This window comes from Rhodococcus maanshanensis NBRC 100610 (genome assembly GCF_001894865.1).
Taxonomy (GTDB): domain Bacteria; phylum Actinomycetota; class Actinomycetes; order Mycobacteriales; family Mycobacteriaceae; genus Rhodococcus_G; species Rhodococcus_G maanshanensis.
On sequence record NZ_BCXA01000053.1, the window covers coordinates 29,569 to 50,267 of the forward strand.

At 69.3% G+C, this 20,699-nt stretch carries 19 protein-coding genes, 2 tRNA genes and 1 pseudogene; 17 read left to right on the forward strand and 5 right to left on the reverse strand.

Annotated elements, in window-relative coordinates:
• Positions 1-91: 91 nt before the first annotated feature.
• A complete protein-coding gene (locus RM1_RS22675) occupies positions 92-2,428 on the forward strand; it encodes an ATP-binding protein (RefSeq protein WP_072753923.1) in 2,337 nt (778 codons plus the stop codon).
• A 21-nt stretch (positions 2,429-2,449) separates the two neighbouring features.
• Here the strand turns inward: RM1_RS22675 and RM1_RS22680 are convergent, their stop codons facing one another.
• Positions 2,450-3,190 (reverse strand): ABC transporter permease, encoded by a 741-nt coding sequence (locus tag RM1_RS22680; RefSeq protein ID WP_072753905.1) that lies wholly within the window; start codon positions 3,188-3,190, stop codon positions 2,450-2,452.
• Positions 3,191-3,229: 39 nt separating this feature from the next.
• A complete protein-coding gene (locus RM1_RS22685) occupies positions 3,230-5,260 on the reverse strand; it encodes a TPM domain-containing protein (RefSeq protein WP_072753906.1) in 2,031 nt (676 codons plus the stop codon).
• 90 nt (positions 5,261-5,350) lie between these two features.
• Here RM1_RS22685 and RM1_RS22690 point away from each other — a divergent pair, with 90 nt between their 5' ends.
• The 5 genes from RM1_RS22690 (at position 5,351) to dnaG (ending at position 10,638) form a co-directional block, all read left to right on the forward strand.
• Complete coding sequence (locus tag RM1_RS22690) at positions 5,351-6,028, forward strand: YdcF family protein (protein ID WP_072753907.1); 678 nt, start codon at positions 5,351-5,353, stop codon at positions 6,026-6,028.
• Positions 6,028-7,308: a deoxyguanosinetriphosphate triphosphohydrolase gene (locus tag RM1_RS22695; RefSeq protein WP_072753908.1), complete on the forward strand. Its 1,281-nt coding sequence runs from the start codon at positions 6,028-6,030 to the stop codon at positions 7,306-7,308. The genes RM1_RS22690 and RM1_RS22695 overlap by 1 nt, the downstream gene beginning before the upstream one ends.
• Positions 7,309-7,313: 5 nt before the next feature.
• Positions 7,314-7,892 carry a PadR family transcriptional regulator gene (locus RM1_RS22700; RefSeq protein WP_072753909.1) on the forward strand — a complete coding sequence of 193 codons (579 nt, stop codon included), beginning with the start codon at positions 7,314-7,316 and terminating at the stop codon, positions 7,890-7,892.
• 81 nt (positions 7,893-7,973) lie between these two features.
• Positions 7,974-8,693 (forward strand): DUF8817 family protein, encoded by a 720-nt coding sequence (locus tag RM1_RS22705; RefSeq protein WP_072753910.1) that lies wholly within the window; start codon positions 7,974-7,976, stop codon positions 8,691-8,693.
• A 34-nt stretch (positions 8,694-8,727) separates the two neighbouring features.
• Positions 8,728-10,638 (forward strand): DNA primase, encoded by a 1,911-nt coding sequence (dnaG, locus tag RM1_RS22710; RefSeq protein WP_072753911.1) that lies wholly within the window; start codon positions 8,728-8,730, stop codon positions 10,636-10,638.
• Between the two features lie 12 nt (positions 10,639-10,650).
• Here dnaG and RM1_RS22715 read toward each other — a convergent pair whose 3' ends face one another.
• Complete coding sequence (locus RM1_RS22715) at positions 10,651-10,890, reverse strand: hypothetical protein (protein ID WP_072753912.1); 240 nt, start codon at positions 10,888-10,890, stop codon at positions 10,651-10,653.
• Positions 10,891-11,024: 134 nt separating this feature from the next.
• Here RM1_RS22715 and RM1_RS22720 point away from each other — a divergent pair.
• The 5 genes from RM1_RS22720 to RM1_RS22740 all read left to right on the forward strand — a co-directional run bounded on the left by RM1_RS22720 (position 11,025) and on the right by RM1_RS22740 (position 14,590).
• Positions 11,025-11,097 (forward strand) — tRNA-Asn (locus tag RM1_RS22720).
• Positions 11,098-11,255: 158 nt separating this feature from the next.
• Positions 11,256-11,329, forward strand: a tRNA-Ile gene (locus RM1_RS22725).
• A gap of 86 nt (positions 11,330-11,415) precedes the next feature.
• A complete protein-coding gene (locus RM1_RS22730) occupies positions 11,416-12,705 on the forward strand; it encodes a low temperature requirement protein A (protein ID WP_072753913.1) in 1,290 nt (429 codons plus the stop codon).
• A gap of 9 nt (positions 12,706-12,714) precedes the next feature.
• The gene (locus tag RM1_RS22735) at positions 12,715-13,233 is read left to right on the forward strand and encodes a DinB family protein (protein ID WP_072753914.1); all 519 of its coding nucleotides are present in this window, start codon (positions 12,715-12,717) and stop codon (positions 13,231-13,233) included.
• Between the two features lie 229 nt (positions 13,234-13,462).
• Positions 13,463-14,590, forward strand: coding sequence for an NDMA-dependent alcohol dehydrogenase (locus RM1_RS22740; RefSeq protein ID WP_072753924.1), 1,128 nt, complete (start codon positions 13,463-13,465; stop codon positions 14,588-14,590).
• A 52-nt stretch (positions 14,591-14,642) separates the two neighbouring features.
• Here RM1_RS22740 and RM1_RS22745 read toward each other — a convergent pair whose 3' ends face one another.
• Complete coding sequence (locus tag RM1_RS22745; RefSeq protein WP_072753915.1) at positions 14,643-15,503, reverse strand: alpha/beta fold hydrolase; 861 nt, start codon at positions 15,501-15,503, stop codon at positions 14,643-14,645.
• A 118-nt stretch (positions 15,504-15,621) separates the two neighbouring features.
• Here RM1_RS22745 and RM1_RS22750 point away from each other — a divergent pair, with 118 nt between their 5' ends.
• From RM1_RS22750 to RM1_RS22760, 3 genes are all read left to right on the forward strand, one after another.
• Entirely contained in the window at positions 15,622-16,245 is a 624-nt protein-coding gene (locus RM1_RS22750) for a TetR/AcrR family transcriptional regulator (RefSeq protein WP_072753916.1), read from the forward strand.
• Positions 16,246-16,268: 23 nt separating this feature from the next.
• Positions 16,269-17,084, forward strand: coding sequence for a serine hydrolase domain-containing protein (locus RM1_RS22755; RefSeq protein ID WP_072753917.1), 816 nt, complete (start codon positions 16,269-16,271; stop codon positions 17,082-17,084).
• 125 nt (positions 17,085-17,209) lie between these two features.
• Entirely contained in the window at positions 17,210-17,728 is a 519-nt protein-coding gene (locus tag RM1_RS22760; RefSeq protein WP_072753925.1) for a DUF3145 domain-containing protein, read from the forward strand.
• Positions 17,729-17,744: 16 nt separating this feature from the next.
• Here RM1_RS22760 and RM1_RS22765 read toward each other — a convergent pair whose 3' ends face one another.
• The gene (locus RM1_RS22765) at positions 17,745-18,200 is read right to left on the reverse strand and encodes an SRPBCC family protein (RefSeq protein WP_083576903.1); all 456 of its coding nucleotides are present in this window, start codon (positions 18,198-18,200) and stop codon (positions 17,745-17,747) included.
• Between the two features lie 143 nt (positions 18,201-18,343).
• Here RM1_RS22765 and RM1_RS22770 point away from each other — a divergent pair, with 143 nt between their 5' ends.
• The 3 genes and pseudogenes from RM1_RS22770 (at position 18,344) to RM1_RS22780 (ending at position 20,660) form a co-directional block, all read left to right on the forward strand.
• The gene (locus RM1_RS22770) at positions 18,344-19,165 is read left to right on the forward strand and encodes an IclR family transcriptional regulator (RefSeq protein ID WP_083576904.1); all 822 of its coding nucleotides are present in this window, start codon (positions 18,344-18,346) and stop codon (positions 19,163-19,165) included.
• A 165-nt stretch (positions 19,166-19,330) separates the two neighbouring features.
• Positions 19,331-20,184, forward strand: a pseudogene (locus RM1_RS22775) (DUF559 domain-containing protein).
• Between the two features lie 275 nt (positions 20,185-20,459).
• Entirely contained in the window at positions 20,460-20,660 is a 201-nt protein-coding gene (locus RM1_RS22780; protein WP_027500001.1) for a cold-shock protein, read from the forward strand.
• The last annotated feature ends 39 nt before the right edge of the window (positions 20,661-20,699 follow it).

Below are 20,699 nucleotides of genomic sequence, written 5' to 3' on the forward strand. Positions count from 1 at the left end.
CTCTAAAGTGTCAAGTCGGAGCCTCGCCGCACGAGGCGGGTTCCGGCCGATATCGGTCGCGGCCCTGTGCCCGGGGAAGACGGGAGTGACGATGCCGCCCACCGTCCCCGGCAAGGTGGCCGGGAACCTGCCGCTCGAGTTGAACACCTTCGTCGGCCGCCGCAACGAGACGGCCGAGTCGAGGCGACTGCTGTCCTCCTCGCGGCTGGTGACGCTGACCGGAATCGGCGGTGTCGGCAAGACGCGGCTTGCGCTGCGGGTGGCCGCCGATTCGAGACGAGACTTCGCGGACGGGGTGTGGCTCGTCGAGCTCGGTGACCTGCGCGATCCGGCCCTGCTGGCAGGCATGGTGGCCGCCACGCTCGCGCCGCGGAGCATCTCGAGCGAGCCACCGCTCGAGATGTTGGCTGGACACCTGCGAGATCGACGGCTGCTCCTCGTGATCGACAACTGTGAGCACGTGGTGGATGCGGTTGCTTCGCTGGCCGCGACGCTGTTGCGAAGCTGTCCGGGGCTGCGGATCCTGACGACCAGTCGCGAGGCCCTTGCTGTCGGCGGAGAAGCGGTGTTGCGAATCCCGTCGCTCGCGGTGCCCGACCCGGACGAGCCGCCGTCGCTGCAGGAGCTCTCCCGCTCCGAGGCGGTGACTCTGTTCCTCGACCGCGCCGCCGTTGCGGTCCCCGGTTTCGCGCTCACCGAGTACAATCGGGTGGCCGTGGCGCAGATCTGTCACCGGCTGGACGGGCTCCCGCTCGCCATCGAACTGGCGGCGGTCCGGCTGCGGACACTGTCGGCCGACCAGATCCTCGACCGGCTGTCCGATCGGTATCAGCTGCTCACGGGTGGCCGCAGGGGAGCGCCGAGCAGGCAGCAAACGCTCAGGTTGTGCATCGAGTGGAGCCGCGAACTGTGCACCGAAACCGAACGTGAGCTGTGGGGTCGGTTGACGATCTTCTCGGGCGGGTTCGAACTCGATGCAGCGGAAGGGATCTGCGCAGGCGATCGGCCGACAGGCGAGGTGCTCGACGTGCTGGCTTCGCTCGTCGACAAGTCGATCCTGATCTGTGAAGGCGCGGGGGCGGTGGTGCGATACCGGATGCTCGAGACCCTCCGCGAATATGGCCGCGAGGAGTTGCTCGCCCCGGATGACCTCCCGATCCTCCGTCGACGGCACCTGAACTGGTACCGGGATCTGGTCTCGACGACGAGATTCGAGTGGATCGGTCCCCGCCAGGTCGAGCTCATGGCGCGACTTGGGCGCGAGCAGACGAACCTGCGAGAAGCGATGCACCACTGCATGAGCGAGCCGGACGAGGCCGAGATCGCCCTGCAGATCTCCGTCGCGCTGTTCCCGTTCTGGCTCTCCCGTGGTCAACTCCGCGAGGGCAGATACTGGCTCGACTGCGCGCTGGACCTGCACGGGGACGAACCGACCGCCGACAGGGTCAAGGCGCTGTGTGCGAACAGCCTCCTCGCCGGGTATCAGGGCGACACCGCGTCTGCGACCGCGTTGGCTGCGGCGGCACACGACCTCGCGGAGCGGCTGGACGACGACGCGTTGCGTGCGGCCGTCATGCATGCGAACGCGTACCTCGCCGCCTTCGCCGGGGACCTGCCCGGGGCCGTGGCCGGATGGGCGGATGCCCTCTCGGCCTTCCGGGACCAGGGGAACAATCTCAGGCAGATCTCGACATTGCTCGGGCTCACCCTGGCAGCTGGGCTGCTCGGCGACGCCGCCGGGGCGGTCGGGTACCAGGAAGAAGCCCTTTCCATCAGCGAACGAACCGGCGAGTTCGTCTACCGGGCATACGCGGCATGCGCCCTGGGACTCGCGCTGTGGGAGGCCGATCCACCGCGCGCGGCCGGCCTCCTGGAACAGGGCCTGCGACTGTCCCGATCGGCGGACGACATGCTCGCGGCCGCGATGTGCGTCGAGACGCTGGCGTGGATCGCGTGTGCGGCGAATCATGCCCGACGTGCCGCGCTGTTGCTCGGCGCGGTGGAGACGATGTGGCGAACGGTCGGTAGCCCCGGGGTGGTTGCCAGGACGCTGCAGGCGTACCACGCAGAATGCGAGCAGCAGACCCGTCGGGTCCTCGGTGACCGGGTCTTCGAGGGGGCCGTCCGAGAAGGGGCAGGGTGGGGCCCTGAGGAGGCGATCGCGTTCGCGCTCGACGAGCTCTCCGAGGCCGAGGAGGAGCGGCGGTCCCCTGGGCCGGCATCGGTGCTGACGCAGCGTGAGCGGCAGGTCGCCGAGCTCGTGGCTCAGGGCCTGACCAACAAGGCGATCGCTGCGCAGCTCCTGATCTCCCAGCGCACCGTGCAGGGACACGTCGAGCAGATCCTCGCGAAGCTCGGATTCGCGTCCCGGATCCAGGTCGCGGCGTGGATCGTCGAGCAGGGACTGGGCAGCCGGTCGGTGAGCTGACGCCGAGAACAGCCGACGGCGTCAGCGCCTGACCGCGGCCCGGGCCACCAGTTCCATCGTCACGGCCACCGCGCAGGTCTGCGCCAACAGCAGGCCGACGAGCACCAGGATCTGCACCGCCCCTGCCTGGATCGCAGATCCGCTGGCGAGCAGCACGCCGACGAAGGCGCCGGGAAGCGTCACCAGACCCACCGTTCGGGTCTGGTCGAGGCCGGGGAGCAGCGCGTCGGACGCGGCCGTGTGGATCACCTCCATCCGCGCGTCCCGCGGGCTCAGGCCGAGGCTCAGCGCCGCCTCGACCTCCCCGTGCCGTTGATCGATGGCGTCGAGCGCACGCTTGGCGGCGAGGGAGGTGGCGGTCATCGCGCCGCCGAGCACGATGCCGCCGATCGGGATCAGTGCCACCCCCTCGAGCGGGACGACCCCGCTGATCAACATCAGCGGCAGCACGGCCGCGGCGCCCACCGCCAGGGCAAGCGCCAGCCATCGACCCGACCGATCGGCGCCCGATCGGCGCGCGGCGGTTGCCGAGGCCGCGACATACATCAGGAGCAAGACCGCGGCCGCCGACCACAGGTGGCGCAGCGCGGCCGCAAGCACGACGGAGACGACCGCGAGCTGCAGTGCGCCCCGGAGCGCTGCCCGAGGCACGGTGAGCGGAGGGTCGAGTGCCGCAACCCGGTACACCGCCGCGGCGATCGCGGCCATGGCCATGCAGACGACAGCCAGCGCCGGCCCTGGCTGCGCGAGCGCGGAGCTCACGGTGTGTCCCTGGCGGTCGGCGCCGGCATCGAGGCGGTCTTAGAACCGCCCGCTGCGACTGATCCGTCCGGAACTGCTCGGGCCGCCGAAGGAGCCGGGACCGCGGCCGCCCCCGCCACCTCCGCCGCCACGGTTGCCCCAGCCGCCGCTCATCCCGCCACGCATCATCGACTCGATGAGGATGCCGCCGAGGATCGCGCCGGTGTTCGAGCCGGAGTTCCTCGGCTGCCTGCTCGCCTCCCAGGTGTGCACGTCGCCCTGTGCGAGTCGCAGTGCCCTTGCGCCGAGGTCGCCGGCGGCCTTCGCGTGCTGCAGCGCCTTCGCGGGATCGGACTGGCTGAGCTGGCGGGCGGCGTCGAGGTGGCGCTCCGCCTCCGAGAGTCGGGTGCGTGCCTCCGCGCCGACGGCGCCGCGGCGGGTGTTGATGTAGTCCTTGGCGGCGGTGATCTGTGACTGGGCGACCGTCAGGTCCTGGGCGAGGCGCTGCGCGGCCCGCTCGGTCTGCTCCTTGGCGTCCATCGCGGTGGCCAGGACGGTGTCGAGTTCGTTGTCCGCCTTGGCGATCGCGTTGAACGCCCCGAGCGGGTCGCTCTCCTTAAGGGCCTCGGCCTGCGCCAGCGCCGCCTCCGTCGCGGACTTGGCCGAGGCGAGGGGCTGGCCGCCGTGCTGGGCCAGCGCGGCCGCCGCCGCAATGTCCTTGCGGGCGTCGTCGAGGACCGCGGGCAGGGTGGCGATGGCGGTGCGGATGTTCTCCGCGGCGTGGTCGACTCCGTCGAGCAGTTCGCGGACCTGTGCGATGGCACCCTCCGCGGCCCGGATCGCGACGACGGCGGGACCCTGCTTGCCTGCGGGCAGCGCGGCCGCCCCGCGGCCCGCGGTGATGTTCTGATCCGCGAACGACAGCTGTTGCTGCGCCATTGCGACATTCCCCGACACCGATGCGAGCGCGGGGGCAGGGAACTCGTTCTGCAGCCCGGCGAGGGTGGCCTCCGACTTCGGGACCCGGACGGTCAGCTCGACGACATCCTGGGTGAGGGCGTCGAGACGGGCAGGCGCGTCGAGGAGCAGATCGCGCATCCCGTCGAACTCCGTCACCCGCGAATTGAGCTCCTTGTCGGCGCGGCTGCACGTCGAGATCAGCTGGATCAGCATGTCCCGCTTCTGATCCGGGGTTTCGGGGATGTCGTCGTCCAGGCGCTGGCGGAGGGTGAACGCCGACGCGAGGGCGGCCTTCGCGGCCTCGTAGGCGGCCGTGAACGGCGCGGTCGACTGATCGCCGAACTCGCCGCGGGCCAGGTTCAGCTCCTCCTCGCTGGTACGGATCGCGTTGTCGGTCTCGACCAGTACCTCCTTGGCCCTGGCATCGAGGGTCTCGATCGGCAGGGCAGCGATCGCGTCGGGGTTGGTCCAGTCGACGTCCTTGGCCGCCTCGATGCCCTCACGGATCCGCTCGCTCTTCTTGCGGCGCGAGTACAGCAACACGCCGCCGGCCCCGATGACCACGACGCCACCGCCGATGAGCAGGTACTTGGCGGTCGATCCTGACCCCGACGAGCTCATCGCGTCGTCGATGCCGCCGGCGGCCGCGATCGCGGCGCCCGCCCAATCATCTTGTCGCAGGGCGGGAACGATGGCGTCCTGCTCGATGCTGTCGATCTCGGCGGTGCTGACATTGCTCAGGTTCGGCGGCAGGTCGAGGGCGTAGGCGCGGTCTTCGGTGGCCACCGCCAGCAGCGCGCTGTTGTCCCCGAGCCCGCTCTGCTGCGCCGTCTTGCTCGCCCATTGCCCGGCGTCCATGCCGTCGAAGCTCGCGACGTAGGTCACCCAGAGCTGCACGTGCTGCTCGTCGAAGAGCGCGTCGAGCGCGGCCCGCACGTCTGCGCGTTCGGCGTCGTCGAGGGCGCCGACCCGGTCGGAGATCTGGCCGGGCATCCGGAACGGCGCCTCGGCGGACGCGACTCCCGGCAGGCAGATCAGGCCGAGTAACGCCAGCACGGAGGCCGTGGCCGCGGCGATCGAGATGCGGTGGGAAGCGTGTCGACCGCGAGCGTGCGGCTGTGCGAGTGCCATGCGCTGAATCTAGCGTCGATCGCGGGCTCCGCGCTGTGATCCGGGCGCGCCACACCGCGCTATGGGAGCGCCTGCTGGCAGACTTGCGGGGTGAGTTCAACAGCAGCCCGCGTGCACGAGACCGACCGCCTCGGTTTCGGGGGCACCCTTGCCCGGTGGACGCGCCGGGCCATCGCCGGTGCGGTGCTGATGGGCCTGCTGCTGGTCGGCGGTACCGCGGCCCGCGTGTGGCAGGTCGCCCGGATCGACGACCCGACCAAGGCCGACGCGATCGTCGTGCTCGGCGCGGCCCAGTACTCGGGGACGCCGTCATCGGTGTTCGAGGCGCGCCTGGAGCAGGCCGTGAAGCTGTTCAACAGGGGCGTCGCGCCGAGCGTGGTCACCGTCGGCGGTAAGCAGGAGGGCGACGTCTACACCGAGGCCGCGTCGGGACGGAACTACCTGATCGGTCGCGGCGTGCCGGGGGACCGGATCATCGCCGTCGAGGAGGGTTCGGACACCCTGCGCAGCATCGAGGGCGTCAGCCGGGAGATGGGCGAGCACGGCATGACCTCCGCCGTCCTGGTCAGCGATCCGTGGCATTCGCTGCGCACCAGGACGATGGCCCGCGACGCCGGGCTCGAGGCATGGACTGCGCCGACCCGGCAGGGACCCGCAGTCTTCACCCGGGAGTCGCAGGCTCACGGAATCGCAAGGGAGACAGGGGCGTTGATCTGGTATCAGCTCACCCACTTCTCCGCGGACTTCCCCTACACCGCGGGACAGTGATGGCGCCGGATCCGGTGGCGGCCTACACCGAGCACGACCTGGAGCGGCGGGTGTCGGAGGCGCCGAAGACCGGCGGGCTGCCCGGCACGTCGGCCAGGCGGACCGACTTCTCCCGCGACCGGGCCCGGGTGCTGCACTGCGCGGCGCTGCGTCGGCTCGCCGACAAGACCCAGGTGGTCGGTCCGCGCGACGGCGACACCCCGCGGACCCGGCTCACCCACTCGATCGAGGTCGCGCAGATCGGCCGCAGCATCGCGGACGGCCTCGGCTGCGACCCGGACCTGGTCGACCTCGCCGGGCTCGCGCACGACATCGGCCACCCGCCGTACGGCCACAACGGCGAGAAGGCGCTCGACGAGGTGGCCGCGGACTGCGGCGGATTCGAGGGCAACGCCCAGAATCTGCGGATCCTCACCAGCCTGGAGCCGAAGGTGCTCGATGCCGACGGAGGCAGCGTGGGGCTCAACCTCACCCGCGCGGCCCTCGACGCGTCGATCAAGTACCCGTGGACGCGTCCGGCGCCCGGCGCCAAGTTCGGCGCCTACGAGGACGACGCCCAGATCCTGGCCTGGGTGCGCAAGGGGGCCCCCGGGCGGCGGCGCTGCCTGGAGTCGCAGGTGATGGACTGGGCGGACGACGTCGCCTACTCGGTGCACGACGTGGAGGACGGCGTGATCGCCGGTCGCATCGACCTGCGCGCGCTCGCGGACCCCGCCGAGCAACGGGCGCTGGCCGAGATGGGCGCCTCTGAGTTCCGCGGCCTGATCGTCGACGACCTGGTGGAGGCGGCGCGCAGGCTGTCCGTGCTGCCGGTGGTTGTCGGCGCGGGCGGCGGCTTCGACGGCACGCTGACCAGTTCGGTGGCACTGAAGAACCTCACCAGCGAGTTGGTCGGACGGTTCGCCACGGCGGCCGTCACCGAGACCCGCCGGGTGGCGGGCGAAGGACCGCTCGCGCGCTACGCCGCCGACCTGGAGATCCCGCCGGTGGTGGCCGCGGAGGTCGCGCTGCTCAAGACGGTCGCGCTGCGGTACGTGATGTCCGATGCCGGGCACCGCACCAAGCAGGACCGGCAGCGTGACCGCATCCATCGGGTCTCGGAATGGCTGCACCGAACGGCGCCGTCCGGGCTGGACCCGCTGCTGCTCTCCGCCTGGGAGCGCGCGGCGGACGACACGGCCCGCACGAGGGTGATCGTCGACCAGATCGCCTCGTACACCGAGAGCCGGCTCGAACGAGTCGACAAGCAGAGCCTCGGCGCGCAGGCGAGCTGGGGATAACGAGCGTGTCGGCCATTCGGCTACTGGTGCTCGGCGCCGTCCGCGAGCGCGGCCGGGCGCACGGCTATCAAGTGCGCAGCGACCTGGAGGAGTGGGGCGCGCACGAGTGGTCCAACGCCAAGCCCGGCTCGATCTATCACGCACTCAAGCAGATGGCCAAGCAGGGACTCTTGCGCGCGCACGAGGTTGAGCCGAGCGCCGTCGGCGGGCCGCCGCGCGTCGAGTATGAGCTGACCGATGACGGCGTCGAGGAATTCTCGAACCTGTTGCGCCGGGCACTGGTTCGTCACGACGAGAAGATCGACGAGCTGACAGCGGGTGTCGGCTTCATCACCTGCCTGCCCCGAGCGGAGGCGATCGCGCTGTTGAAGGAGAGGGTGGCAGCACTCGAGGCGTGGCGGGCGGAGGTCACCAAGCACTGGGCTCCCGGGGCGCAGGTCGACGAAGAGTGGGGATCGGTCGGGGAGATCATGCGGCTCTGGGTGCACTTCACGGACGGCGGTGCCGAGTGGACGCGAGGCCTCATCGAACGGCTCGAGAGCGGGATGTATGTGATGGCAGGCGAGGCGTCGCCCGATTCCTGATCGCTCCGCGGCAGCGAGAGGTCCTGATACATTGACCCAAGTAGTCAAACTTGACTACTTGGATTCCGGGAGGGAAATGCCATGGCAGGCGAAACGACGGTGCCGCTGCTTCCGTGTCGATCGATCGACGAGGTCGCCGAGTTCTACGGGGCGTTGGGGTTCACCCAGACCTATCGGCAGGTCCGCCCCAACCCGTACGTCGCGCTCCAGCGCGAGGACCTCGGCCTGCATTTTTCGGGGATCCCGGGTTTCAACCCGGAGGACTCCTACGGATCCTGTCTCGTCATCGTCCCGGATATCGGCGCAATGTACGGGTCCTTCGTCGAAGGCTTGCGGGCGGCCTTCGGCAGGGTTCCGGTCTCGGGGATCCCCAGGATCACCAGGCCTCGCAAGCGAAAGAACACCGGGGAGCTGTCCGGCTTCAGCGTCATTGATCCCGGCGGGAACTGGATCCGGATCTTCGCCGCGCCGACCGGGGAGGTCACCCCCACCCCGCCCGCAACAGGCAAGCTGGCCAGGGCTCTGCAGAGCGCGATCGTCCTAGGTGATTCCAAGGGCGATGACGGGCAGGCTGCGCGCATCCTCGACGCCACCCTGGCCCGTGAACAGGAAAAGGCGTCCGCGGCAGATCTCGTCGAGGCTCTGGTGTACCGGGCGGAGCTCGCGATCAGGCTCGGCGACGTGGTGGGGGCAGGTGCGTTGTTGTCCCTTGCTCGTGAGACCGTCCTCGACGAATCCGAACTGGCGAGGCTCGCCGATGCGCTGGCAAACGCCCGAGATCTGGAAACGACCCTGACCTGAGGGGCGGCCGAGCCGGAGCGCCTACACTGCTCGGGTGGCCGGCCGAATTCCTGAACGAGACATCGCGGCCATCCGCGACCGGACCCACATCGAGGACATCGTGGGGGAGTACGTCGCGCTCAAGCGCAGCGGCGGCGACTCGATGAAGGGCCTGTGCCCGTTCCACGACGAGAAGTCGCCCTCCTTCCACGCCCGCCCCAACCACGGGACCTACCACTGCTTCGGCTGCGGCGAGGGCGGCGACGTCTACTCGTTCCTGCAGAAGATCGAGCACATCTCCTTCGTCGAGGCCGTCGAGCAGCTGGCCGACCGGCTCAACTACACGATCTCCTACGAGGGCGGCGGCCCCTCCGTGCAGCGCGACCGCGGCACACGGGCGCGACTGGTGGCGGCCAACGCCGCGGCGCAGGAGTTCTACGCGGCACGATTGCGGGAACCGGACGCCCAGACCGCCCGCGACTACCTCACCGAACGCAACTTCGACGGCCAGGCCGCGATCACCTTCGGCTGCGGCTACGCCCCCGACGGCTGGGACACCCTGACCAAGCACCTGATGGTCAAGGGATTCGAGGCGAACGAGATCATCGACGCCGGCCTGGCGACGCCCGGCAAGCGGGGCACCCCGATCGACCGGTTCCGGCGCCGGCTGGTCTGGCCGATCCGCAACCTCGGCGGCGACGTCATCGGTTTCGGCGCGCGCAAGCTGTTCGACGACGACACCATGCCCGGCAAGTACATCAACACCCCGGAAACCCTGCTGTACAAGAAGTCTCAGGTGCTCTTCGGTCTCGACCTGGCCAAGCGGGACATCGCGAAGGGTCACCAGGCGGTGGTCGTCGAGGGCTACACCGACGTGATGGCCATGCACCTGGCCGGGGTGAAGACCGCGGTCGCGGCCTGTGGCACGGCGTTCGGCGACGACCATCTGGCGATGCTGCGCCGACTCCTGATGGACGACAGCTACTTCCGCGGCGAGGTGATCTACACCTTCGACGGCGACGCCGCGGGCCAGGCGGCGGCGCTCAAGGCGTTCGAGGGCGATCAGAAGATGGCGGGGCAGACCTACGTCGCGGTGGCGCCGGACGGGATGGACCCATGCGAGCTCCGCCAGTCGGCGGGGGACGCCGCGGTGCGCGACCTGGTCGCCCGGCGCATTCCGATGTTCAAGTTCGTGGTCCGATCCCTGCTCGCCGAGCACGACCTCGACACCGGCGAGGGCCGGGTCGAGGCGCTGCGCCGGACGGTGCCGGTGGTCGCCCGGATCAAGGACGAGGCGCTGCGCGAGGACTACGCCCGGCAGCTGGCCGGCTGGGTCGGCTGGGACGACATCCCCACCGTGATCAAGCGGGTCCGCGAGGAGGCCCGCAGGAACTCGCCGAGGTCGGGTCGCGGGCAGCAGCGGCAGGAGCGGAGCCGGGTGCCGGAGCAGGCCGCCCATGAGGCGCCCGCGGGTCCCGCCCGGCCGAACCCGACGGACCCGACGTTGTGGCCGCAGCGCGAGGCGCTCAAGTCGGCCCTGCAGTACCCGGCGATCGCCGGCTCGGTGTTCGACTCGCTGCCGACCGAATCGTTCACCCATCCCGCGTACGCGCTGGTGCGCGACGCGATCGCGGAGGCAGGCGGGACCGGCGCCGGGCTCGGCGGGGCCGAGTGGATGGAGGTCGTCGGCAAGCGGGCCGAACCGCTGCAGTCGCTGGTGACCGAGCTGGCCGTTGACCCGATGCGGGCCTCGGACGTGCCTGCCTACATCCCGCGGGTGCTGGCCCGGCTGCAAGAGGTGTGGGTTGGCAACCAGGTGGCCGACCTCAAGTCGAAGCTGCAGCGGATGTCGCAGGCCGATCAGCCCGACGAGTACATGTCCCTGTTCGGCGACCTGGTCGCGCTCGAGCAGTACCGGCGCAGCCTGCTGGAACAGGCCGTCGGGGACAGCTCCGACGACCTGTAGCGCGGTCCGCCGCTACCGGCGGTCGCGCGGGACGTAGATCGTGGTGTCCGAATCGATGGCCTCGAGCGGCTCCAGCCGGGGCTGGGTGTTCAGGCTGTCGGAGAGCTTCTGCCTGCCCACGTCGATGACCTTCTTGGTGGCGGGGCTGCCTGCCACGGCCTTGGCGGCCTTGCTGATCTGTTCGTAGCGCGACCTGCCCGCCTTGGTCCCCAGCACGTACCCGACGCCGACAGCGATCAACAAGCGCATCATCCCTGCTTTCCTCCTCCGACCAGCCTCTCGACAGTCTGCCTGATGGGCCTCCGGGCAGGCGATTTGGTACCTGGGTGGGGGGATGGGTTAAAGTCTGTCCGCAGCCAAACGGAAACGAACGGCTGACGGAATAATCCCCTGTAGCTCAATTGGCAGAGCTTCCGACTGTTAATCGGACGGTTGCTGGTTCGAGTCCAGCCGGGGGAGCATCCGGGAGGACCCCGTCACACATCGTGTGACGGGGTCCTCTTGCTTTCGGCGGCACAGGCATCTGCTGGCCGCCGCACTCCGGCACCCTCGGCGGACAATGGGGTGAGCGGGGCCGGTAGCATTCGGCGGGCCGCAGGTGTGTTCGATGCGGCCATGGGGCGGTAGCTCAGTCGGTTAGAGCCGTGGACTCATAATCCATTGGTCGCGGGTTCGAGCCCCGCCCGCCCCACCGGAGAAGTCACCCTCGCGCGCCCACCGTGCCGGTAGGTTGTCACCGCAACGATCATTCGTGGACCCTGGCGAGGGAGCCCGACCATGAGCGCAGCGCAGCAGCCGGCGGGGTCGGCCCGTTACTACGCCCACCGCGTGCAGCGGATGGTCGGTCGTGACCCGGACGAGGCGCACCGGTCGGCGACCCCACTCGAACTGCTCTTCGACCTGACGTTCGTCGTCGCCTTCGGCGTTGCAGGCGAGGAGTTCGCGCACCTCATCGCCGAGGGTCACCTCGGGAGCGGGCTCGCCGGATTCGGGTTCGCGATGTTCGCGATCATCTGGGCCTGGATCAACTTCTCCTGGTTCGCCTCCGCCTACGACACCGATGACTGGATCTACCGGGTCACCACGATGGTCCAGATGGTCGGGGTGGTGATCCTCGCGCTCGGTCTGCCGCAGATGTTCGCCTCCATCGATCGCGGGGCCGAACTCGACAACTCCGTGATGGTCTCCGGCTACATCGTGATGCGCGTGGCAATGGTCTTCCAGTGGCTGCGGGCGGCGAAGCACGATCCGACGCACCGACCCGCCGCGCTCACATACGCCGTGACGCTCGTCATCGCCCAGGTCGGCTGGGTGGCGGTGCTCATCGCCCCGCTCACCCTCGAGGAGGTGTTCGGGGTCGCCGCGGTGCTCATGCTGCTCGAGCTCAGCGGACCGGTCATCGCCGAACGGAACAAGGGCGGGACGCCGTGGCACGTGCACCACATCGTCGAGCGCCACGGGCTGCTCGTCATCATCACGCTGGGGGAGGGTGTGATCGGCACGGTGGCGTCGCTCTCGGCGGTGGTGGGCAGGCAGGGGTGGACGCTCGATGCGGTTCTGGTCGCGGTCGCCGGGATCGGGCTCACCTTCGGTCTGTGGTGGGTCTACTACATCCTCCCGTCGGCCGAGGTGCTCGAGGTGTACCGAAACCGTTCCTTCGTATGGGGTTACGGCCACATCCTGATCTTCTCGTCGCTCGCGGCGGTCGGGGCCGGGCTGCATGTCGCGGCCTACTACATCGAGCACGTCGCGCACGTCGGTCCCGTGGCCACGGTGCTCGCCGTGGCGATACCCGTTGCGGTCTTCATCGGGGCCGTCTACCTGCTCTACGCCTATCTCGTGCGGGTGCCCGATCCGTTCCACCTGATCCTCCTCGTGGGCACCGTGGCGACCCTGGTTCTCGCGGTCGTCGTTGCCGCACAGGGCGTCTCGATGGCCTGGTGCCTGATCGTGGTGATGCTGACCCCCGTCGTGACGGTCGTCGGCTACGAGTGGGTCGGACACGAGCACGAGGCGCGCGCCCTCGACGAGTGTCTCGAGCGCGCGGAACCCGGGCGCGGTAACTAGCCTGGACCCATGACGATCACGCCCGACACCAAGAACTGGACCTGGGTCCTCGAGCGTCCCTGCGCCGACTGCGGATTCGATTCCGGTGCGGTCGAGTACGACGAGATCCCCGGCCTGGTCCGCGCGAACGCGGCGGCCTGGCCCGCGGTGATGGCGCGGCCGGATGTCGCCGTGCGGCCGGACGAGCAGACCTGGTCGGCATTGGAGTACTCCGCGCACGTGCGGGACGTGTTCCGGATCTTTCTTGAACGCCTCGAGCTGATGCTCGCGCAGGATGACCCGCACTTCGCGAACTGGGATCAGGACGAGACCGCCGTCGCCGAGCGCTACGGCGAACAGGACCCGGCGACGGTCGCGGCCGAACTCGGTGCCGCCGCGGCCGCCGTTGCGGACGCGTTCGAGACGGTCCCGCTCGCGGACCGGGGGCGGCGGGGACTGCGCAGCGACGGATCGGCCTTCACGGTGGACTCGCTGGCGCGGTACTTCGTGCACGACCCGATCCATCACCTGTACGACGTAGGCGGCTGACGGACGAACGTCCAGTTCGGGGCCTGGAAACTCACTCACTGGGACTCGGAGGGGCCCGCGTGTCGGCTCCGAAACCACCCCTGTCCTGGCCTTTTCGTGCTTCGTTAGACCATGGCACGAAATTCCCCTAGAACGTGTTCCAATTTGCCGAATTTCGGGATAGTGTGTGCGCTGTGATCGCCGTCACCTCGATCACGTATAGCGGATGCGGACGAAAGGCCGGAACGAGATGAAGACAAAAGGCGCACTCCTGTGGGGCCTGAACGAGCCGTGGTCGGTCGAGGAGATCGAGCTCGGTGACCCGCGGGATGGTGAGGTCCAGATCCGCATGGAGGCGGCCGGGATGTGCCACTCCGACTATCACCTCGTCACCGGCGCGACCCCGATGCCGTCCTTCCCGGTCCTCGGTGGGCACGAGGGCGCGGGCGTCGTCACCAAGGTCGGTCCGAACGTGAAGCGGCTCAAGGAAGGCGACCACGTCGTCCTGTCCTTTATCCCCGCCTGCGGCGCCTGTGACCCGTGTACCCAGGGTCACCAGAACCTCTGCGACCTGGGCGGTGGCCTGCTCACCGGACAGTCCATCTCCGACGGCTCGTACCGCATCCAGGCACGCGGCCAGAACGTCATCCCGATGGCCCTGCTCGGCACGTTCTCTCCCTACATGACCGTGCACGAGTACTCCGCGGTCAAGATCGATGAGCACATCCCGTTCGAGGTCGCGGCGCTCGTTGGCTGCGGCACGACGACGGGTTGGGGCTCGGCGACCAACGTCGCGCAGGTTCGCCCCGGTGACACCGTCGCGATCGTCGGTGTCGGCGGCGTCGGCATGGCCGCCCTGCAGGGTGCGGTGGTCTCGGGCGCGCGCAACATCATCGCCATCGACCCGGTCGCGTTCAAGCGCGAGCAGGCCCTCAAGTTCGGCGCCACGCACGCCTTCTCGAGCCTCGAGGAGGCCATCGTCCCGGTCATGGAGCTGACCTGGGGCAAGATGTGCGACAAGGTCATCCTGACGATGGGTGAGATGGACGGCGCACTGGTCGATCCGGCGCTGACCCTGACCGCCAAGGCCGGCACCTGCGTCGTGACCTCGATGGGCAAGATGTCCGACATGGACGTGAAGATGAACCTCTTCCTCTTCGCGATGCTGCAGAAGACCCTCAAGGGCAACGTCTTCGGTGGCGCCAACCCGCGTCACGAGATTCCGATGCTCCTCGACCTGTACAAGTCGGGTCAGCTGAACCTGCAGGACATGATCTCCAACACCTACAGCCTCGAGCAGGTCAACGAGGGCTACCAGGACATGTTGGACGGCAAGAACCTGCGCGGCGTCATCAAGTACACCGACGCGGACCGCTAGACAGCACCTCCACGGCGCCGGGCAGCTCAGTCGAGCTGCCCGGCGCCGTTGTCTATTCCGTCAGCCACTCGTCGATGAGTTCGGCGACCCGGTCCGGGGCGTCGAGCGGGACGAACGCGCCGCAGTCGTCGAGGATCTCGAGCCGCGCGCCCGGGATGTCGGCCGCCAGCCTGCGGCCCAGGTCGAGGGCGAAGGCGCGGTCGTCGGAACCCCAGACGAGCAACGCGCCGCCCGTGTAGTGGCGGAGCTGCCGCGCGGCCGTCAGGGTGTGCGAGGCCTCGATCCCCGCGAAGAACTTGACGGTGTCCCGGCGCAGCGCCCGGTCCCGCAACGGTCGGGTCCAGCCGGCGACCACCTCGTCGCCCACCCCGCGATGGCTCAGCGGGCGGGGGATCGCGAACCGTCGCGCCGTCCGCAGCCGCATGAGCTGGCCCCCGAGGGCGAGAACGCCGGGCGCCCTGCCGAGCGCGAAGAAGGCGCGCAGCGAGCGGGGCGGGAACTGTTCGTAGGCATCGCAGGCGGTGAGGACCAGCGTCCGCACCAGCTCCGGATGCCGGGCGGCCAGGATCTGGCTCAGTCCGCCGCCGGTGTCGTTGCCCACCACCGTGACCGCGCGGAGCCCGAGTTGCCCGACCATCTCGGCGGCGAGGTCGGCAAGGGCGGGCGGATCCAGGTCGGCGCCAGGGTTCATCGGCCGGGTGTGGGAGCCGAGGGGCAGTGTCGGCAGCAGGCATCGGTAACCCAGCGCGGCGGCCCGCTCGGCGACGCCGTCCCAGAGGTGACTGTCGACGAGCGCGCCGTGCACGAACAGCAGTGGGGCGCCGGTCGGGGGGCCGAGCTCGCGCAGATGGACCGGGCCCGCGGTGGTCTCGATCCAGCGTTCTATGTCCAGGTTGGTGCCGCCGTGCGTCATGTCGGACTCCCTGTATTGAAAGTGGATTCAATAGCATCTTCGACGGTAGCCTCTATTGAACGTCATTTCAATAGCCTTCGAGCGCCTAGAGTGGGCGCGACCGAGGGGAGGGGTGCCGATGCCCGAGCAACGCACCCGGCTGACGACCGAGCAGCGTCGCGCCGAGCTGATCGAGGCGACCCTGCGTGCCCTGGCCACTCGGGAGCCGGAACGGCTTTCCGTGCAAGAGATCTCGGCCGAGGCCGGGGTGTCCGTCGGGCTGCTGTACCACTACTTCGGCGGTAAGGACGCGCTGGTCTTCGCGGCGATGGAGTCCGCGGCGGACAAGATGATCGCGGACCTGACCGCGGCCGCGGGGGAGGGACCCCTGCTCGGCAGGCTGATGACCGGGCTAGGGGCCTACCTGGACCATGTGCAGTTGCACAGCGTCGGATGGCAGGCGTTGATGCGGGCAGGCGGTAGTTCGGGCCTCGCCGAACTCGGGCGCAGGGTGGACGCGGCCTCGTTCGAGCTGATCCTCGACGCGCTCGGCATCGATACGCCGAGCGAGGTCGCGGTGATGGCGATCGAGGGCTGCCTGGCGTTCGAGAAGGCCGCGTGCCTGCGCTGGCTGGCGAGCGCGGACGTCGAGCGGGCGGTGCTCGAGCAGGTGCTGGCCGGGACGTTCCTGGCCGCGCTCCAATCCGCCTCGGGTGCGGATCCGGCAATCGCCGCGGGGCTGGCCAGGTTGGCGGAGGGGTGAGTGCGGTCTCGTAGGCTGCAAAGGTGCACAGCCTCAATGCGATCGAACACTGGCCCGTAGACCACGCCGCGGTGGCGGTGGTCGGTCCGGACGGCACGATCGGCGCGGCCGGGGATCAGGACCGGGTGTTCGCGCTCGCCTCGGTGACCAAGCCGCTCGTGGCGTACGCCGCGCTGGTGGCCGTCGAGGAGGGTGCGATCGAGCTCGACCAGCCCGCGGGGCCGCCCGGCGCCACCGTGCGGCACCTGCTCGCACACACCTCGGGGCTGGCCTTCGGCGAGCCGACGGTGCAGAGCGCGCCCGGGACCAAGCGGATCTACTCCAGCGCCGGATTCGAGGTGCTGGCCGACCTCATCGCGTCGGAGACCGACATCGCGTTCCCTGACTACCTGCGCGAGGCGGTGTTCGAGCCGCTCGGCATGGCGGCGTCGACCCTCGACGGTCCGGCGGGGCACGGCGCCAGGTCCAGCGCGGCCGACCTGGCTCGGTTCGCGGGGGAACTGCTCGGCCCGACCCTGATCTCGGCCGAGACGGCGCGGGAGGCCGTGGGTGTGCAGTTTCCCGGGCTGGACGGTCTGCTGCCCGGCTATGGCGTCCAGCGGCCCAACGACTGGGGGCTCGGCTTCGAGATCAGGTCCCACAAGGCGCCGCACTGGACGGGTGCGACGAACTCGCCGTCGACCTACGGTCACTTCGGTCAGTCCGGGACCTTCCTGTGGGTCGACCCGGCCCGCTCGATCGCGTGTGTCGCGCTGGCCGACCGGGCCTTCGGAGATTGGGCCAAGGCGGCATGGCCTGCGCTGAGCGAGGCCGTGCTGGCCGAGCTCGCGGGCGCGTGATCACACCAATCTCGTCTATCACTGGCGTAACAGGGGCGCACAGGGCACACTGGTGACGCAAATCGCGCGGCAGGCACAAATGAGGTCGTTGGGGAAGACGTCCCTCGTCTGAGCCGGAGGTGCTTGTGCGCGCGTTGAATCAGTTCGCCGATGCGACGACTGGTGTGCTCTACGTGCATTCGTCGCCCGCCGCGGTGTGTCCCCACGTCGAGTGGGCGCTCACCGCCACCCTCGAGAGCCCGGCCAACCTCAAGTGGACCTCGCAGTCCGCAGGGGCAGGGCTGCTGCGCTCGACCAGCAACTGGGTCGGGCCCGTCGGCACCGGCGCCCGGCTGGTCACCGCGTTGCGATCCTGGCCGATGCTGCGGTTCGAGATCACCGAGGACCCGAGCGACGGGGTCGACGGCGAGCGCTTCAGTCACGTCCCCGGGCTGGGGCTGTGGCGCGGCGCGATGAGCGCGAACGGCGACGTGATCCTCGGCGAGATGCGGCTGCGCGCGCTGATGCAGGCCCACGGCAGTACGGGTGAGCTGGCCTCCGAGCTCGACACCGCGCTCGGCACGGCATGGGACGAGGCGCTCGAGCCGTACCGCAGTGGCGGCGAGGGCGCCGAGGTCACCTGGCTGCGTAGGAACGTCGGATAGTCGACTCCGTCAGGATTCAGCTGTCCGCGGCCAGCAGGTCGGCGAGGTTGTCCAGGCTCGCCTGCCGCGAGCGGTCGGCAGCCTTGGTGACGAAGGGGTCGGCGAGTTTGCCGAAGACTCCGCCGAGACCGGTCTCGGTGTCGGTCCGATACGTGAACCGGGTGCCGCCGTCGACCTCCTCGAGCCTCATCGTCGTGGTGAAGTCGATCGTGCTCTCCACGGACTTGGAGGCGGTGGACTTCGGGGGATCGAACTCGGTGAACTCCGCTACCCAGTCGATTCGTTTGCCGAGGACCCTGGTCACCCCTCGCCACCGCGTGCCCAACCCGAGCGGCCCGTCGGTGACCTGCTCGATTTCGATCATCGTCGACTCCCAGGACGGCCAGTTCGCCGGGTCTGTGAGAAAGTCCCACACCTCCGACGGGGGACGGGCAATCAAAACGGACTGCTCGAGGACAGGCATGGTGATCATCCCTTTGATGGTGGATCGGATCGGACCGAAGGTGGCCTACCCCCTCAGGATTCGCCACTCGCCTTCCGGGGAGAAGACTTGCATGTCACCCAGTGATACGTTCAGGACTATTGGTTTGTTTTGCCGAGAGTCGGGGCGCGGCCATGGATGATCACACCGTTGCGGGGCGAATGCTCGCCATCATCGACGCGACCGCCGAGCTCGACGGGCGCGCCTCCCTCGCGGCGCTGACCGAGTCCACCGGAATCCCCAAACCCACCGTCATGCGCGTCGCCAACGATCTGGCAGCGCGGGGTGTCCTCCAACGGGGCCCGGGCGGATACCGCCTCGGCGCAAAACTGATCGATCTCGGCACCACCGCGGCCATTCATCACGGCATGCGCGACGCGGCGATGCCGCACCTGCAGGAGCTGTTCGCCCGGACGGGTGAGGTGATCGTCCTCGCGTTGTTGTGCGGGGACGACGTGGCGGAACTCGAACGCGTCCACGGTCACAACAGGGATGCCATCGCCCAGCGCCAACTTGCCGGCGGTCCCGTGACGGACGCGGTCACGACTGCATTGGGGCGCTGTCTGCTGGCACATCGGCCGGACCTCGCCGATGTCGCTCTCAGCAAGCCGATTCGACGTTTGACCGCGTACACCGTCACTGAGCCCGGCAGGCTTCGCGACCAATTGACCTCGGTCCTCGACCACGGATTCTCGGTCGAGTACGAGCAGACCCTTCTCGGGTGGTCCTGCGTCGGTGCCCCGATCCTCGGCGGGAACGGGAAGGTCGTCGGTGGCGTGGGAATCATCGGTCGGCGCAGTGCCCGATACTCCCCGAACCGGCTCACGGGTGCGGTCTCCGCGGCCGCGACGGGCATCGCCGCGGACTGGGCGTTGGATCCGGGCCGAACCGGATCGACGGTGGCACCATCATTGCCGACGCAGACGGGGCGCGGCCGGCTGACGGGGAAGGCGTGAGGGGGAGGTTCTCGGGGCGATGGTCGAGTGTGGGCCCGAAAACCACCCCCTCAGCCCGGGAGCCACCCCCTCGGAAGTCTGTGGAGGGGTGCTTCGGCCATCCACAGGGCGCGTATTCCGTCCCTGAGTGGCGTCTGGTTCGGGGATGGTCGAGGCGTGAACCCGATGCCGTTCCGCGGAACCCTTGCCCTGCGCCGGGGCACCGTGACGGCACATCAGCTCAGGCGGGACTTCCTGCGGCTGCACCGAGACGTCTACGTGCGCAAGGACACTCCGCCGACCGCACTGGCTCGTGCACGCGCTGCACAGCTGTGGTCGGGGGACGCCGGCGTGCTCGCCGGGTTCTCCGCCGCCGCCCTGCACGGCAGCAGGTGGATCGATCCGAGCGAACCCGCCGAGTTGATCCGTGTGGGTCACGTGCGCGCGCCGAAGGGAATCGTCGTCAGGAAGGCACAGCTGCTCGACGGTGAGATCTGTCGGGCCGACGGCGTGGCCGTCACCACCCCGGACGAACAGCGTTCGACCTCGGACGTGCGCTCGGGTTCGATCGTGCGGTCGAGGTCCTCGACGCACTGTGCTGCGCGACCGGTCTCGACCCAGCCGTGGTGTCGGCGATCGCCGAGCGGCACCCCGGCGCGCGTGGCCTGGTCCAGCTGCGACGGGTGCTCGACCTGGTCGACGGCGGGGCGGAATCCCCGCCCGAGACCCGAACCCGGCTGTTGATCGTGCGCGACGGGCTGCCACGCCCCGAGACACAGATCCTGGTCCGGGACGGCTCTGGGCGTGTCGTCGCGAGATCGGACCTCGGATGGGAGAGCTGGCGGGTCCTGGTCGAGTACGACGGCGACCACCACTGGCTGGATGAACGGCAACGTTCACGCGACATCGACAGGGCCGCCGACCTCGAGGCGCTGGGGTGGGCGGTGATTCGGGTGAGTGCAGAGCTGTTGCGTGATCGGCCGGACGTGGTGCTGGAGCGGGTGCGCGCGAAGCTGCGCATGGCCGGGGCGCCGGTGTGAGCGGGCGAGGGGGAGGTACTCGGGGCGATGGTCGAGTGCGAGCCCGACAACCGCCCCCTCGACGGGGAGACGGCCCCGTCGGGAATGGATCCGCCGGCGAGGGCGTTGAACGAGGCGGTCGTAAGTTTTGTGTGTCTGTGTATTACGCACGCTCGCAGGAACTCAAGTTGCGTGCGCTCTGTTTGCCTTCAGGAATCTGGAGACGCCGAGTCTCGAACCGGCCCGGGACACCACACCGTGTGGGCCCCGTCATCCCAGCCCTGTGAGGAGCAGATATGAGTCAGGGAACAGTCAAGTGGTTCAACGCGGAGAAGGGCTTCGGCTTCATCTCGCGCACCGACGGACCGGATCTCTTCGTGCACTTCTCCGAGATCCAGGGTTCCGGTTTCCGGAGCCTCGAGGAGAACCAGCAGGTCGAGTTCGAGGTGACCGAGGGGCCGAAGGGCCCGCAGGCCACCGCGGTTCACGTGCTCTGAGCCACCCGTTCAGCGAGAAGGGCCCCCGACCTTGAACTG